Raw genomic sequence first — 15742 nt, forward strand, 5'->3', positions numbered from 1 at the left:
AATTGTGTCTGTAAAAAATAGATTAAGACTTTTATCTGGTATTTTACTTTTTGGTTTAGTAATTATTGGATTTATCGCTTTTAATAATGCTAGAATTTGGTCTAGTGATATGTATAAAGTTGGAAAGGAAAGAGTTCCTGCTTTACTAAGCTTAGGAAATTTAAATGCAGAAAGAATGACGGTTAGATCTCAAACTTTTGAAGTTTTATCTTTAGATGAAAATTCAAATATCAAAGATTCTCTTATAAAAATAGCAAAGGAAAGAGAAGAGAGTTGGAAAATTATTGATGAAAATTGGGAAATCTTTTCTTCTATTCCAAGAAATACTGAAGCTGGTAAAAAAGCAGCTGAAGAGATTAATAAAAATTATAAATCATGGCGAGAAATTTATGTGAAAATTGATGCTTTAATTGAAAAATTAAAAACAAATGAAGACTTAGAAACTCAAAAAAAATTACTTTTAGAGTATAAAAATACTCTAAACAATATGATTCCTATCTCAAATGAGTTTGGAAAATTGATATCAGAACAAAAAAATCGAACTGTTAAATTCTCACTTGAGATGATGAATGAGTCTATTGCTACATCTGATAAGTCAGTAGTTATCACTATTGTTGTTTTTTTAGTAGTTACAATTATTGGTCTAATTTATACAATTTTCTCAATAAATTTAATTATAAATTCTTTAGAAAAAGTTAAAAATGGAATCACAGGATTTTTTGCATTTATAAATAAAGAAACAAATAAATCATCTATTATTGAAATTTCAAGTAGTGATGAATTTGGTCAAATGGCACAAATAATAAATGATAATATTCATAAAACTGAAGCATCTATAAAAAAAGATAATGAATTTGTTAGTGATGTTACAAGATTTGTAAATGAACTAAGTAAAGGAAATATGGTAGCTAAAATAGAAAAAGATTCAGATAATCCTAGTTTAAAAGAGCTAAAAGTTTTACTTGATAAACTTCAAGACTATTTAGAACATACAATAGCTAGAGATTTAAATACACTTATCTCTGTTCTTGAAAGTTTTAAAAAATATGATTTTACTACAAGATTTCCAAATCCATATGCAAAAGTTGCTATTATTATAAATGATTTGGGAGATGTAATCTCTAATTTATTAAAACAATCTTTAAATGTAGGTTTAGTATTACAAAATAGTTCAAATGAACTTCTTGAAAATGTAGATATCTTAAATAAAAGTTCAAATAGTGCAGCAGCTTCACTTGAAGAAACAGCTGCTGCTCTTGAAGAGATAACAAGTACAGTAGTAAGCAATGCAAATAATGTTGCTCAAATGTCAATCTATTCTGATCAAGTTACTATTTCAGCTAAAAAAGGTCAAGAGTTAGCAAATCATACAACAACTGCAATGGATGAGATAAATACTCAAGTAAATAGAATAAATGAAGCAATAAGTGTAATTGACCAAATAGCATTCCAAACAAATATCTTAAGCTTAAATGCAGCAGTTGAAGCAGCAACAGCAGGAGAGGCAGGAAAAGGGTTTGCTGTTGTTGCTCAAGAAGTAAGAAACTTAGCAAGTAGAAGTGCAGAAGCAGCAAAAGAGATTAAAGCTCTAGTTGAATATGCAACTTCAAAGGCAAATGAAGGAAAAAATATCAGCTTTGAAATGATAGAAGGATATAGTGAACTTATAGAGAATATCCATAAACAAGCTCAAACGATAAATGAGATAGCAAATGCTAGTAAAGAGCAACAAGCTGGAATTACTCAAATAAATGATGCAGTAACAGGACTTGATCAACAAACTCAACAAAATGCTTCTATTGCAGCAAATACAAAAGAAATTGCAATAAAAGCAAATGAGATTGCTTATAAAGTTGTTGAAGATGCAAATAAAAATGAGTTTATAGGAAAAGCTGAACTTCAAAATGAGTACAAAAATAGTAATAAATCTTTAAAAAAAGATGATATTTCTACTCCTTCTAAAAAAGCTGAAATAAAGATAGAAAAACCTGTTGTAAAAACAAAAGAGATAAAATCATCTTCAAATGATGATGAATGGGAAGCATTCTAAAATAGAGAAATCTCTATTTTAGAAGAAATATTTTGAAACAAAATTTTTTATATTTAATTGAAAAAAAAGATATTACAAATAAAAAAACTCTTTTAGAAATCTATCAAAATCTAAATACAAATTATTATGTAAGCTCCGATTTCTCTGAAGAGTTCTATATTCTTTTAGCAAAAGCTGGTTTTATATCTACTTCTATAATAATTGAAAAAGAGTTTTATCTTCTCCCTGAAATTCAATTTGAGTATGCTATTTTGGATTTCTGTAATTTACATATTAATAAAAAAATAAAGAAGTTAATAAATCAAAATAATTTTGAATTTTTTATAAATAAAGATATTAATAAAGTTTTAGAAGAATTAGAATCGTATCATAAAGATAACTGGCTTTGTGGTAAATATAAGGAGATAATTTTAGATTTATATAAAAATCCAAAAAATGATTTCTCTATTTTAAGTATTGAATTATATGATAAAAATTCAAGTAAATTAATAGCAGCAGAAATTGGATATAAAATCAACTCTACATACACTTCACTTAGTGGTTTTTCATCAAAAGAGAAAAATTATAGTAATTGGGGAAAACTTCAAATGGTTTTACTAGGATTTTATTTAGAAAAAAACAACTTCTCTTTTTGGAATTTAGGACACCCTTATATGCAATATAAATTTGATTTAGGAGCAAAGTTATACTCAAGAGATGAGTTTTTAAAAAGGTGGTTATCTAAAGTTTAATAATTTATTGAGACATAAAAACTAAACTCAAACTCATCATCTCCATCTATAAAATCTAACTTATCATATATTGCATAAGATGGTTTTGTAGTTGTTTCATATTCACTTTTTGGTAACCACTCATGGTAAACCCATTGAATAAAAGGGAGTAAATCTTCAGCTTTTGCTTTTAAATCAAACTTTGCATAGACCCCTTCAGAAATTTTAAATTTTGGGATTCTATCACTTTTAATATTTTTATCATCATCAACAATTATACAAGCAATATATTGACACTCATCAAGTGGAGTAATAGTTGGGTTGTCATGAAAAAGAGCAGCTCTTTTATATGATTTTATACTATTTGTTAAAACCCAAGTCTGAAGTTTTTGCCAAGTTGCTTCAATATTTTTATTATATCCCCTATTTCTTATGTAAAAACTCTCTATTGCTTTTTCTTTTACAATAGTTGGTGTAATATTTTCAAAACTAGCTTTTGATTTCATAGCAAATTTTGACTGTTTTATAATCTCATTAGAATACTCTTTATACCCACCATTTTTCCACTCTTTTGGACTCATTCCAAATCTCTCTTTAAATATCTTAATAAAAGAAGATTGTGATGAATAACCACAAGAGTTTACAATACTTGAAATTGTAGAATATTTATTTGTAAGCAATAAATTTGATGCTTTTTGAAGTCGTATTGATTTTATACTTTCATAAATATTACGAGCAAAAATCTCTTTAAATATACGGTGCATATGAAATTTACTAATTCCTAAATCATGACTAAGTTCTTCTATATCAATATTTGTATCAATGTGAGTATAGATATAATACATAATATCATTTGCTATTTTTGTTCTTTTCTCTAAAGTCTCTTTTTTCATAGGATAATTTTACCAAATTTTAGATAAAATTAGCACTAAGCAACAATTTATAAAGCACCAAAAAGGAAGAAGAAAAGATAAAATTTTCCTAAAATACGGTACTTTAAAACAAGTGTTAATAAAAATACTTAAAGGAGAAATGTGGAAGCCCTACTACAAGCACTATTTAGCTTTTTTATAATTATGGGAATAGGATCAACTATACTTTTAGTTATTGGTTTTTTGCTAAAATCAAAAGGTGTTACTTTTGTTGAATTTTTTCCAAAAAAACCAGAGCCTACAACGTCTCAAGTAATCTATAATAATGTTATTTCTCAAGCACCAACAACTAATACATATGGAATTGATGCTAGAAAAGTAGCTGCTATTATGGCTGCAATTGAGCATCATACAAAGAAGGCATAATTTATGGCAAAAAAATATATTGATATTATGGATACTACTTTTAGAGATGGATTTCAATCTGTTTTTGGAGGTAGAGTTTTAATGAATGACTTTTTTCCAGCTGTACAAGCTGCAAAAGAGGCTGGAATTAATCACTTTGAATTTGGTGGAGGAGCTAGATTTCAATCTTTATTTTTCTATCTTCAAGAGAATGCTTTTGATATGATGGATAAATTTAGAGAAATTGTTGGTCCTGATGCAAATTTACAAACTCTTGCTCGTGGTATAAACACAGTTATGCTTGATACTGGAAGTAGAGAGCTAATAGACCTTCATGCAAAGCTTTTTGCAAAGCATGGAACAACAACTATTAGAAATTTTGATGCCTTAAATGATGTTCAAAATCTTGAATATTCTGCACAATGTATCAAAAATCATGGTTTAAAACATGAAGCTGTTGTAACACTTATGGATTTACCACCAAACTGTACAGGAGCTCATGATGTTCCTTTTTATGAAAAGACTTTAAGAAATATTCTTGATAGTGGATTACCTTTTGACTCTATTTGCTTTAAAGATGCAAGTGGTACAAGTAGTCCAAATAAAGTTTTTGAAACTATTAAAATGGCAAGAAAACTTTTAGGTGAATCTACTCATATTAGACTTCATACTCATGAAACAGCTGGTGTTTCAGTTGCTTGTTATCTAGCTGCTTTAGAAGCTGGAGCTGATGGTATAGATTTAGCTGCAAGCCCAGTTAGTGGAGGAACATCTCAACCTGATATTCTTACAATGCTTCACGCAACAAAAGGTATGAACTATGATTTAGGTGGTTTAGAGATTAATAAAATCTTAAAATATGAAGAAGTTTTAGCTGATTGTTTAAAGGATTATTTCCTTCCACCTGAGGCTACTCAAGTATCTCCACTTATTCCATTCTCACCAATGCCTGGAGGTGCTTTAACAGCAAATACTCAAATGATGAGAGATAATGGAACACTAAACAAATTCCCTGAAGTAATTAAAGCAATGCAAGAAGTTGTAGAAAAAGGTGGATTTGGTACAAGTGTAACTCCAGTTTCACAATTTTATTGGCAACAAGCATATGCAAATGTTATGTTTGGACCTTGGAAACAAATAGCTCCAGGATATGGACGAATGGTTTTAGGTTACTTTGGTAAAACTCCAGTTGAACCAGATAAAGAGATTATAGAATTAGCTGCTCAAAAACTAAAACTTGAACCAACATCTCAAAATCCTTTAGATATAGCAGATGCTGATCCTAAAAAAAGAATTGATGTTTGGAAACAAAGATTAGAGATAGAAGGTATAGAAACAAGTGAAGAGAATATATTTATAGCTGCTGCTTGTGATGAGAAAGGTATTGCATATTTAAAAGGAAATGGTCCTTTAAATGTAAGAAAGAATTGTACAAATGAAGTAAAAGAAACAAAACAAAAAGGAGAAAATAAAATGGCAAATGGAAATTATACAGTTGTAGTAGATGGTCAAAGATTTAATGTATCGGTTTTTGAGGGAGATGTTCAAAATATTCAAGTAGCACAACCTGTGCAACAAGTTGCTCAACCAGTAGTTCAAACTCCAGCACCAGTTCAAACGGCTCCTGTAGCAGCTGCAAAACCAGTTTATAATGGTACAGAAGTTCCAGCAGCAGTAAATGGAAATGTATGGAAAATACTTGTAAAAGAAGGAGATAGAGTTGAAAAAGATCAACAAATTATGATCTTAGAAGCTATGAAAATGGAGATAGATATTCTTGCACCAGTTTCTGGGACAATCAGCAAAATATTAACAGAGCCTTCAAAAGCAGTTGAAGAAGGTCAAGTTCTAGCAGTTATTGCTTAATAACAATTTTAGATAGGGTTTTTCTCTATCTAAACTCTACATATATAAATACAAACCTTATTTAAACCCTCAATTAACTTTATTATTATAAAATACATAGAAATACAAAGTGAGCTATTATGAAAAAACTTATCTATATACTTTTAATTTTATTTACAATAATCACACTAAATGGTTGTTTTACAAGTGGTCATATAAATAGTAGTGGTAGTGTTGGAATGAGTGTTGGCGGAAATATTTTTAAATAATTTAAATACAAAATAAGTGGTACTCCCAGTACGATTCGAACGTACGGCCTACGCCTTAGAAGGGCGTTGCTCTATCCAGCTGAGCTATGGAAGCACAATAATAAAAGAAATTAAAAAAGCCTTACATAAAAAGTAAATCTTCTTATATAAGGCTTTAGTGGAGCGGGAGACGAGACTCGAACTCGCGACAGTCTGCTTGGAAGGCAGAAGCTCTAGCCAACTGAGCTACTCCCGCTTAAAAAAATGGTGCGGATGAAGAGACTCGAACTCTTACACCGTGAGGCACCAGATCCTAAGTCTGGCGTGTATACCAATTTCACCACATCCGCTAAAGTGGTACTCCCAGTACGATTCGAACGTACGGCCTACGCCTTAGAAGGGCGTTGCTCTATCCAGCTGAGCTATGGAAGCATAATAAAAATAATGGGGTAGATAATGGGGCTCGAACCCACGACCCTCGGAACCACAACCCGATGCTCTAACCGACTGAGCTATACCTACCATAAGTTTAAAAAATAAATGGTCGGGGCGAGAGGATTCGAACCTCCGGCCCCCTGGTCCCAAACCAGGTGCGCTAACCAGACTGCGCTACGCCCCGAAAATCACTCTTGTATTTCAAAAAGTGGACGGAATTATATTATATATTTTTTGTTTTGTCAAGGCTTTTTAAATAAATTCTGAAAAAAATCAAAATTTATTTAAATTCATTAAAATTGAATCAGTCCATTAAGTGGAGAAGAGGCACTTGCAAATGGTTTTTTCTCTATTCTTCCAGCCTTATATCCTAACCTTCCAGCAATTACTGCGTGTTTCATAGCTATTGCCATAGATATAGGATCTTTTGCACAAGCAATTGCTGTATTTGTTAAAACTCCATCAGCTCCTAATTCCATACAAATAGCCGCATCACTTGCACATCCAACCCCAGCATCAACAATAACTGGAACTTTTACGCTATCTTTTATAAATGCTATATTATATCTATTTTGAATACCCAATCCACTTCCAATTGGAGCAGCTAAAGGCATAATAGCATCAACTCCAGCATCTTCAAGTCTTTTTGCAACGATTAAATCATCACTTGTATATGCCATAACTGTAAAACCATCTTTTTTTAATATTTCACAAGCTTTTATTGTCTCTATTACATCAGGATATAAAGTTTTACTAAAATCTCCAATAATCTCAAGTTTTATTAAATCAATTCCTGTCGCTTCTCTCATAAGTCTAAAAGTTGTAACTGTCTCTTGGGCATTCTTACATCCTGCACTATTTGGTAAAAATTTAATATTTGTATCTTTAAAATAATCTAATAAATTCTCTTCATTTGGATTTGTAATATTTACTCTTCTTATTGCAACAGTTATTAAATCACTTCCACTTGCAAGTGTTGCTTCTCTTGTTGTAGCAAAATCTTTATATTTACCACTTCCAACAATTAATCTACTATTTAACTCATATTTTCCTATTTTTAATATATCACTCATATTGTATTTTCCTTTATAAATTTTAAATAATCTTCACTAATATTTGAAATATCTAATTCGATAATTTCTGGCACATCATAACTATGAAGCTCTAAAATTCTACTTTTAATTTTACAAAAAAGCTCTTTTTTTGTCTTTATATTTAAAAGTGTTTCCTTATCACAACATAAACTATTATCCCAACTATAAATAGACTCTATCTCTTTTAATTGCACACAAGCAGCCAATTTCTCTTCTATCAAAACTTTAGCTATCTTTTTTGCTTCATCTTTACTGGAAGTTGTTGTTTGAATAATAACTGTTTTCATAATATTTTAATCTCTTTTATCAAATCTTGTGGAGTTAAAGAGTAGTTATTTTTCTTATAATTCTTAGCTGCTAGTGTATGGGCTAAACTTCCATAAATAGTTGCTTCTAAAGGCTTATACCCTTGAGCCAAAAGTGAAGCAATAAGTCCACTTAAAACATCTCCACTTCCTGCTTTACTTAATTTTGAACTTCCAAAATTATTTATATATATTGTTTCATTTTGTGAAATAACAACATTTGCACCTTTCAATAAAAGTGTAATTTTTGGATAAACTTTACAAAACTTCTCCACATATAAAAACCTATTATTTTGTAACTCTTCAACACTAATATCTGCAATATTTGTTAATTTTAGTAAAGACACAAACTCTTTTGGATGAGGAGTTAAAACTATATTTTCATCTAAATATTTAGCTATTAAAGAGTTATAAAATATATCTGCATCTAAAACTTTTGGAATATCTAACTTCATTATATATTCAAGCTCTTTATCTTCAATTTTTCCCAATCCCATACCCAAAGCTATTGCTGTACAATTTTGGGTAATATTTTTACTTTGCATTATATGGTATGGAACTACTTTTTCATTTTGACAAATAATTGTTACAAGACCTACTCCAAAAGAAAAAGCAGCATTTGAAGCTATAATTGAAGCACCTATTTTATCTCCAGAAATTATATTTAAGTGTCCAAAAATTCCCTTATGAGAATTTTTCTTATCTCTAAATGGCAAAATTAAATCAGATTTTTCAAGTAGATATTTATTTGTAGGAATTTGAAAAAATTCATTTTCTACTCCTAAAGTAGCAACTTTTATTTTACCTACAAAATCTTTAGCAATATCACTTAAAAGTGCTGTTTTTAAAGCTCCCATAGTTATTGTAATATCAGCTTTAAAAGCTATTTGTAAAACTTGTCCAAAACAGTTTATTCCACTTGGAATATCACAAGCTATTTTAAAAGAGTTAAAGTTATTTAATCTATCTATTAAATAAATATCCTTTTGCTCTAACTCATTATTTAAACCTGTACCAAATAGACAATCTACAATAATATCTGCTTGAAAAATCTCATCTACAAAATTTATACCTATACTTTTTGCTCTTTTCTCTTGGAGTTTTCCAATATTAGTTTTTGGATTTTTTGCTAAATATAGACTAACTTCAAATCTTTTATGAAGAAGTCTAGCCAAAGCTATACCATCTGCACCATTATTTCCACTTCCACAAACAATTAAGATAGTTCTATTTTTTTTAAATTTTTTTATAATGTAGTTTTGAATAGATATAGAAGCATGTTCCATTAAGATATCTTCTGTTAAGTAAAAATTTTCTACTGCTCTTTTGTCCAAACTTCTTACTTCATCAAATATCTTTTTCACTGGAACGACTCCTATTTTATTTTTTAGTTTTTAAATTTCCAACCATTATCCACTAAAATAATTCTAATTTTATCCTTTAAATCTCCCTGTATTTCAATATTTTCATCTTTTATTGAACCTCCACAGGCAAGTTTTGTTTTAAGTAGTTTTAAAATCTCTTTTCTTTTTTCATCTACTATTTGGAATTTTCCAATAATTGTTACTGGTTTTCCATTTCTTTTTTCAAGAGAAAAAACAAGTTGGTGCTGATTTTTTGGCAATATGATTTTTTCATCTTTTAATTTACTTTTATCATCTTTTTTTGTATCAAATATATTACCTTCTAATTTAGCCCCAAGTCCTAAAGCTAACTTCTCTGCAATTCCCATTTTAGTAATCCTTTAATCTTGTCTTTATATCTAAATCTTCCAGACTTATAAAATCATTTTCTTTATACTGTTCGACTGCAACTCTTCCAATCATAGCAGCATTATCTGAACAATACTTCAATTCACTTAAATGCAAAGTAGTATTATAAATAGAGCAAAGATTTTCCAACTCTTGCCTTAAATATAAATTTGCACTTGCCCCACCAACTATTGCAAAATCTTTTATAGTTTTTTGCTTAAATAGTTTTTTTAATTTTTGCAAGATATGATCAACTGCTGTTTTTTGAAAACTAGCACATATATCACTTATATCTTGTTCATCTAAATTGGTGCGTTCAAGCTCCTCAACTTTCAATCTTACTGCATTTTTAAGTCCAGAGTAACTAAACTCAATTCTTGGACTTTGAGAAAGAGGAATAGGAAAATCAAATCTATTATAATCCCCTTTTTTTGAATATTTTTCTACAATTGGACCACCTGGATATCCTAGATTTAACATCTTTGAAACTTTATCAAAACTCTCTCCAAAACTATCATCTAAAGTTTTTGCTAGAATATTCATATTAGTTAAACTATTTGCTTCAATTATTTGAGTATGTCCACCTGAAACCAAAAGAACAGTTATAGGAAAAATTGCCTCTTTTTCAATAAAAAGTGAATAGATATGCCCTTTTAGATGATTTACTGCAATTAATGGAATATTTAAAGCAATACTTATTGCTTTTGCCATAGCAACACCCTCAGTTAAAGTAACACTTAATCCAGGAGCATTTGTAACTGCAACTGCTTTTAAATTTTTTAAATAATCTTTACACTCTTCAAGTATTTTAGGTAACGCTTCAATATGTAATCTTGCTGCTAATTCTGGAACTACTCCACCATAAAAGCTATGCTCTAACTCTTGAGATATTTTTTTATGAAAAACAAGTTCTAATGTATCTATTTTTGTAATAGATATAGAACTATCATCACAAGAAGATTCAATAGCTAAAATCATAGATTTTCCTCACAAACTTCTTCTCTTTTTATCCAATCTAATGCACAATCAAGCTTTCCAAATCCAGCACTTGGATTTATATGTCCAGCATTTTCCATAATTTTCATACCAATATTTAATCTGCTTTGTAAAGCTATTGCTTCATCTAAGCTCATATATGGATCATTTGTCGAACAAGCCATTATAATCTCTTTTGCTCTTAAATTTTTTGATACAGGATAAGGGAAAAAAGTTTTTGCCTCCTTTAACTCTTCATTTCTTACTGGAGCTACTAACATTAGTTTATCGAGATTTATATCTAAATCTTCACAAATATGAAACCACAATATATTTGCTAAAGAGTGGCAAACTACAATATTTGGTTTAAAATGCTCTAACTCTTTTTTTACAAAACTTTTCCATTCATCTAAATTGGGACTATTTTTATTTGGTAATTCTGGAAAAGATACTATAAAATCTTCTTTTATTAAATCTATAGCTAAATAGGCTTGCCAATGTGGATATGAGCTTCCGCTAAGCCCATGTAAAATCAAAACTCTTTTACTACTATTTTTGCTCATCTTTACTTCCATATTTATAAATTTCAAATTTAGCTCTCTTTAAATTCTCTTCTATATTTTCATCAAAATATTCAATACTTAATTTATAATCTTTTTTAAAAACAAGTGCCACTAACTCTTTTTTATTCTCTATTATTTCATCAGTTTTTGAATGTATTTTCCACTCTTCAAACTTATTTTCATATATTTTTACAATATCTTTTTCAAACTTATTTCTATTATAAATTAAATAAAGAACTAAAGCTAATAAAATACCAAAAGGAATAAGTAAATCAATACTCATAATAGGCTCTTACTTCTTTATCTATTAAAAAAATATCATCAATATTTGAAGCTTTTAAATTAGAAAATCTATTTATAGCATCTAAACTTAATTTTGAAATATCCAAAAATCCTATTTTTCCACTCAAAAATTTTGAAACTGCAACCTCGTTTGCTGCATTTAAAACAACACCTAAATCAAGATTATTTAAAATCTCATCTTTAATTTGCCATATAGGATATCTACTCTCTTCTATTTTTTTAAATTCTAAATTTGAAATTTCTAGTAAATCAACTGGTTTTAAAATCTCACTATCAACTTTTCCTAAAATTGCATAAGATATAGGAAGTTGCATTGAAGTATTTGCAATATGTGCTGTTGTACTTCCATCTTTAAAATTTATTAATGCATGAATTATCGATTTTGGCTCAATTATTGCATCTAGTTTTTTCGTATCAAAAAGCCAAGCAGCTTCAATTAACTCAAACATTTTATTTGTCATTGTTGCACTATCGATAGTTATTTTATTTCCCATTTTCCAATTTGGGTGATTTAATGCTTCTTTTATTGAAACATTTTTTAAAGCTTCAAGAGGATAATTTCTAAAAGAACCACCACTTGCAGTTAAAATCATAGAATCTACTATTTTATCTTGAAGTAGATACCAAAGTCCAAAATGCTCACTATCTATTGCACTTAAATTTGTTTGGTCTATAAATTTTCCAGCAACAACTAAAGACTCTTTATTTGCAAGTGCAAGCTTTTTACCACACTCAATAGCTTTTAGTGTTGGTTTAAGTCCTAAAAATCCAACCAGTGCATTAACAACTATTTCTGAAGAGCTATTTTCTATAGCTTCTAAAATAGCAGTTTCTCCAAAAGAGACATCTGTATGATTTACATTTTTTACATCTTCTTTTGAAGAGACAACTACCTTTTTAGGATTAAACTCTTTGATTTGTTTATTTAGTAACTTTATATTTTTCCCTGCTACTAAAACCTCAACATTCAAACCAAATTTTTTTGCAATCTCTAAAGTATTTACTCCTATAGAGCCAGTACTTCCAAGAAGTATCAAATAATTATCCTTAAAAGTACCAACATTACAATTGCTCCAAAAAGGTATCCATCGACTCTATCTAAAACTCCACCATGCCCTGGTAAAATATTCCCACTATCTTTCACACCAGCTTCTCTTTTTAAATAGCTTTCATATAAATCTCCAAATACTGAAGATAGTGAAACAATAGCAGAAACAATAATAGCCCCTAAAATTCCTATTTCATTTATTGATGTCAATGTACCTAAAATAATAGCTAAAGTCATACCACCAATAACACCTTCTAAAGTTTTATTTGGGCTAGTTTCACTGAATGGAGTTTTTCCAAATGTTTTTCCTGCAAAATAAGCCCCTATATCAGTAGCTGCAACTATTACTAAAAGCCAAAATAGAACCATTACTCCAAATTCGCTATATAATGAAATTAAAAATACAAATGATGCAGTTGGATAAAGTAGTGGCAAAATCATTTTTCTATCAAGTTTTCTTTTGTAAGCAAGTTGTGAAGCATACCCCATAGCAACAATAAATATTAAATCAACAGGCATTGGATAAAAATATACTGCTACCCAAAGTAACAAAATATAGATATATATACTTTTATCTTCTAGTTTATATAAATCTTTTGCCTCTTTTACTGCAACTATTAGCACAATTCCAAATACTAGCCAAAATAGAAAATATGAATCTATATAGCCAATAATAAGCATTGCAATTATTAAAATAATTCCTGTTTTTACTCTAGTAGATAATCCACCTAAAATTTCTAACATATTTCTTGACCTTAAAATAAAAATTGCTTTATTCTACTAAAATTTGGCTTTTAATTGGATTTATTGTTTTGAAAGGATAAATAGGATGAAATGCACTAAAAAATTTAGTGCATTTTAATTTTTTTAGAATAACCCAGCTATTTGATTTGAAATCTGTTTTTCTAAAATTGGTGTTGCTTCTTGTAATGTAAGTTTCATTTTTGTAGCTTCAGCCAACATCATAGTTTTGTGTTCAATAAAATCTGACTCATAATTTTGTGTATTTGCACTAGCCATATTTGAATTTAAATGACCTGTTGCATTTACATCTTTAACTGAACCTCCAAAACTATTGATAAACCCAGCTTTTTTACCATCACTAACACTAGCTTGTCCAGCAACTGTTGAATTAGAAGAGTAAACAGGACCTTTAGCTTTTTCTCTAATTACGATATCAACTTGCATTTGATAAATTGTATCTTCAGTTGCTTTTGCTATTAACCCACCTAGTAGTGCTCCACCTAAACCAGCAGCTATTGAACCACCAGCTCCACCACCATTATATCCAGCAACACCAGCCCCGATAGCTCCTGCTCCTAATGCTCCACCAGCAGCATTATTTTCTTGTTTTTTATCGCAATAAAGTATATTCATCATTAAAACATAAGTTGCAATTTCTGGATCATCTACAACTGTGTAACCTTTTGCCTGAAGTTCAGCAATTATCGAGTTTTCAAGATTTATTTTTTGTCCACTTGTATTTTTACTAGATACGAAAACTGTTCTTAACTCTTTTTTTACTGGATTTATAAAAATACTTTGAGTCATTTTTGCATTTGTTTGTAATTCGCTTGTAGCACAACCCGTAAATAACATAGTTGCAGCAACAACACTTAAACCTAAAATTTTTATTCTATTCATAAAATAGTCTCCTTGACAAAATTTAAAATTGATTTTACAATTTAGAAATTAAATTCTTAATTAAACTAAAATAATTATTTAATTTTTAAATTCATATTTTTATAGTTGTAGTAGTATAAGGATTATAAAGTACATTTGCTCCATACTGTATTTTTACATTTCTTCTTTGTGTAAAATCAACTTCATAAGCTCCACTAAAATCCACACTAAATTTTGCACATAAAGTAGCAGCTTTTTCTATTACAGTTAGTGGTAACTCTTTTTTACTATTTTGTACAATAACATGGCAAGATGGTCTATCTTTTAAATGAAACCAGAAATCACTAGCTTTTGAATTTTCAAGCAAATATATATTTTCTCTTTCATTAGAGCCTAACATTATTTTGTACCCTTCAAAAAAGAAGCTCTCATAATTTTGAGCCTTTTTTGTTTTTGTTTGATTCTTCTCTTTTTTTGGGTATAAAAACTCACACTCATCTATTGTATTTGCATTTTGTAAATTATCTTTAAGTCTTTTTGAAAAATCTAATTTATCTTTTAAATTATCCTCTTCCAAACTTATATTTAAAGCTTTTTGTTTAAATCTTTTTGCTTTTTTAAAAAGTTCATTCGTATATTTACTAGGATTTTGCATATTTTCAAGCTCTACTTTTAAAATTTTTCCATCATAATTTTCTACTTTTAACTCTTTTTGATAAGGTTTTATATTATGAAGATTTGCTAATATTAAGTTTGCTTTAGTATAAATATTATTTGCTTCAAATTCTAATTCTTCCTTTTTTGGTAAAGATTTGAGAATATTTTCAACTTTTTTTATATTTCTATCTAAAATAGTAATTTTCTGATTTTTAATACTTTCTAAATTTTGTTTTTCAATATCTTCATAAACTTTATATAAATACTCTTCAATATTATCTATTTCTTCAATTTTTGGAATAAAATCTTTTTTTGGTATCTCTTCAAGCTTTACTCCTACTTTTACAACTCTAAAAGATGAGTACTCATCAATATGTCTTAAAGCTTCCAAAATAACTCTATTTTCATCTAAAATAATAATATTTGTGAATTTCCCAGTAAATTCTAACTGTAAAATTAAAATCTCTTTTTTATAAGAAGAACTAGAACTAACTTTTATATTTATAATCTTATCATCGTTATAGAGTTCAATATCCTCTATTTTTGAATTTGTAAATTTCTTTTGCAAAACTACATCAAATGGTGCATTAAAATCTTTTTTTGATGATAATTGCTCTTTTATTTTAAAAATTCTTGAATTAGACTTGCTTAAATCAAAATAAATAATGTTCTTATTATTAAATTCAATTATAATTATATTATTGTCAATTCTTCGTATAAACTTGATAATATGGGTATTCTCTTTTAGATATTCACATATAGCTTTTAATAAAAAATATTTCATAATTTATTCACTTTATTTTATAATTCTTCAGAAGATTTTTATATCTTGAAGGTATAATTATATCTAAATTTATT

The 15742-nt window shown here is 28.5% G+C and carries 17 protein-coding genes and 6 tRNA genes; 5 read left to right on the forward strand and 18 right to left on the reverse strand.

Going from position 1 to position 15742, the window contains the following annotated elements; all coding sequences use genetic code 11:
- Positions 1 to 4: 4 nt before the first annotated feature.
- Both AFAEC_RS10385 and AFAEC_RS10390 read left to right on the forward strand, forming a co-directional pair.
- Positions 5 to 2050 (forward strand): HAMP domain-containing methyl-accepting chemotaxis protein, encoded by a 2046-nt coding sequence (locus AFAEC_RS10385; protein ID WP_026804996.1) that lies wholly within the window; start codon positions 5 to 7, stop codon positions 2048 to 2050.
- A 32-nt stretch (positions 2051 to 2082) separates the two neighbouring features.
- Complete coding sequence (locus AFAEC_RS10390; RefSeq protein WP_225442376.1) at positions 2083 to 2781, forward strand: hypothetical protein; 699 nt, start codon at positions 2083 to 2085, stop codon at positions 2779 to 2781.
- Here AFAEC_RS10390 and AFAEC_RS10395 read toward each other — a convergent pair.
- Complete coding sequence (locus tag AFAEC_RS10395; RefSeq protein ID WP_026804994.1) at positions 2778 to 3653, reverse strand: AraC family transcriptional regulator; 876 nt, start codon at positions 3651 to 3653, stop codon at positions 2778 to 2780. The genes AFAEC_RS10390 and AFAEC_RS10395 overlap by 4 nt on opposite strands.
- A gap of 141 nt (positions 3654 to 3794) precedes the next feature.
- Here AFAEC_RS10395 and AFAEC_RS10400 point away from each other — a divergent pair, with 141 nt between their 5' ends.
- From AFAEC_RS10400 to AFAEC_RS12325, 3 genes are all read left to right on the forward strand, one after another.
- Positions 3795 to 4058 carry an OadG family protein gene (locus tag AFAEC_RS10400; protein ID WP_026804993.1) on the forward strand — a complete coding sequence of 88 codons (264 nt, stop codon included), beginning with the start codon at positions 3795 to 3797 and terminating at the stop codon, positions 4056 to 4058.
- A gap of 3 nt (positions 4059 to 4061) precedes the next feature.
- On the forward strand, positions 4062 to 5903 hold the full coding sequence (locus AFAEC_RS10405; RefSeq protein ID WP_026804992.1) for a biotin/lipoyl-containing protein: 1842 nt from the start codon (positions 4062 to 4064) through the stop codon (positions 5901 to 5903).
- Positions 5904 to 6022: 119 nt separating this feature from the next.
- On the forward strand, positions 6023 to 6151 hold the full coding sequence (locus tag AFAEC_RS12325; protein ID WP_257119350.1) for a hypothetical protein: 129 nt from the start codon (positions 6023 to 6025) through the stop codon (positions 6149 to 6151).
- 17 nt (positions 6152 to 6168) lie between these two features.
- Here AFAEC_RS12325 and AFAEC_RS10410 read toward each other — a convergent pair.
- The 17 genes from AFAEC_RS10410 to AFAEC_RS10490 all read right to left on the reverse strand — a co-directional run bounded on the left by AFAEC_RS10410 (position 6169) and on the right by AFAEC_RS10490 (position 15668).
- Positions 6169 to 6245 (reverse strand) — tRNA-Arg (locus tag AFAEC_RS10410).
- 64 nt (positions 6246 to 6309) lie between these two features.
- Positions 6310 to 6386, reverse strand: a tRNA-Gly gene (locus tag AFAEC_RS10415).
- A 9-nt stretch (positions 6387 to 6395) separates the two neighbouring features.
- Positions 6396 to 6480: transfer RNA gene (locus AFAEC_RS10420), tRNA-Leu, on the reverse strand.
- Positions 6481 to 6485: 5 nt separating this feature from the next.
- A tRNA-Arg gene (locus AFAEC_RS10425) sits at positions 6486 to 6562 on the reverse strand.
- Positions 6563 to 6575: 13 nt separating this feature from the next.
- Positions 6576 to 6652, reverse strand: a tRNA-His gene (locus tag AFAEC_RS10430).
- Positions 6653 to 6671: 19 nt separating this feature from the next.
- Positions 6672 to 6749: transfer RNA gene (locus AFAEC_RS10435), tRNA-Pro, on the reverse strand.
- Positions 6750 to 6858: 109 nt separating this feature from the next.
- A complete protein-coding gene (locus AFAEC_RS10440) occupies positions 6859 to 7638 on the reverse strand; it encodes a thiazole synthase (protein WP_026804991.1) in 780 nt (259 codons plus the stop codon).
- Positions 7635 to 7946 (reverse strand): divalent-cation tolerance protein CutA, encoded by a 312-nt coding sequence (cutA, locus tag AFAEC_RS10445; protein WP_026804990.1) that lies wholly within the window; start codon positions 7944 to 7946, stop codon positions 7635 to 7637. The genes AFAEC_RS10440 and cutA overlap by 4 nt, the downstream gene beginning before the upstream one ends.
- Positions 7943 to 9328 carry an NAD(P)H-hydrate dehydratase gene (locus tag AFAEC_RS10450; RefSeq protein WP_026804989.1) on the reverse strand — a complete coding sequence of 462 codons (1386 nt, stop codon included), beginning with the start codon at positions 9326 to 9328 and terminating at the stop codon, positions 7943 to 7945. The genes cutA and AFAEC_RS10450 overlap by 4 nt, the downstream gene beginning before the upstream one ends.
- 23 nt (positions 9329 to 9351) lie before the next feature.
- Positions 9352 to 9696 carry a translation initiation factor gene (locus AFAEC_RS10455; protein WP_026804988.1) on the reverse strand — a complete coding sequence of 115 codons (345 nt, stop codon included), beginning with the start codon at positions 9694 to 9696 and terminating at the stop codon, positions 9352 to 9354.
- Position 9697: 1 nt separating this feature from the next.
- Entirely contained in the window at positions 9698 to 10693 is a 996-nt protein-coding gene (gene tsaD / locus AFAEC_RS10460) for a tRNA (adenosine(37)-N6)-threonylcarbamoyltransferase complex transferase subunit TsaD (protein ID WP_026804987.1), read from the reverse strand.
- Entirely contained in the window at positions 10690 to 11253 is a 564-nt protein-coding gene (locus tag AFAEC_RS10465; RefSeq protein ID WP_034215973.1) for an RBBP9/YdeN family alpha/beta hydrolase, read from the reverse strand. The genes tsaD and AFAEC_RS10465 overlap by 4 nt, the downstream gene beginning before the upstream one ends.
- Positions 11240 to 11536 (reverse strand): hypothetical protein, encoded by a 297-nt coding sequence (locus AFAEC_RS10470; protein ID WP_026804985.1) that lies wholly within the window; start codon positions 11534 to 11536, stop codon positions 11240 to 11242. Before AFAEC_RS10470 ends, AFAEC_RS10465 begins: the two co-directional genes overlap by 14 nt.
- Positions 11526 to 12593, reverse strand: coding sequence for a 1-deoxy-D-xylulose-5-phosphate reductoisomerase (dxr, locus tag AFAEC_RS10475; RefSeq protein WP_026804984.1), 1068 nt, complete (start codon positions 12591 to 12593; stop codon positions 11526 to 11528). The genes AFAEC_RS10470 and dxr overlap by 11 nt, the downstream gene beginning before the upstream one ends.
- A complete protein-coding gene (locus AFAEC_RS10480) occupies positions 12590 to 13348 on the reverse strand; it encodes a phosphatidate cytidylyltransferase (protein WP_026804983.1) in 759 nt (252 codons plus the stop codon). Before AFAEC_RS10480 ends, dxr begins: the two co-directional genes overlap by 4 nt.
- A gap of 123 nt (positions 13349 to 13471) precedes the next feature.
- A complete protein-coding gene (locus AFAEC_RS10485; RefSeq protein ID WP_026804982.1) occupies positions 13472 to 14248 on the reverse strand; it encodes a complement resistance protein TraT in 777 nt (258 codons plus the stop codon).
- Positions 14249 to 14339: 91 nt separating this feature from the next.
- Entirely contained in the window at positions 14340 to 15668 is a 1329-nt protein-coding gene (locus tag AFAEC_RS10490) for an NFACT RNA binding domain-containing protein (protein WP_026804981.1), read from the reverse strand.
- Between the last annotated feature and the right edge of the window lie 74 nt (positions 15669 to 15742).

The sequence above is a fragment of the Aliarcobacter faecis genome (assembly GCF_013201705.1).
Lineage (GTDB): Bacteria > Campylobacterota > Campylobacteria > Campylobacterales > Arcobacteraceae > Aliarcobacter > Aliarcobacter faecis.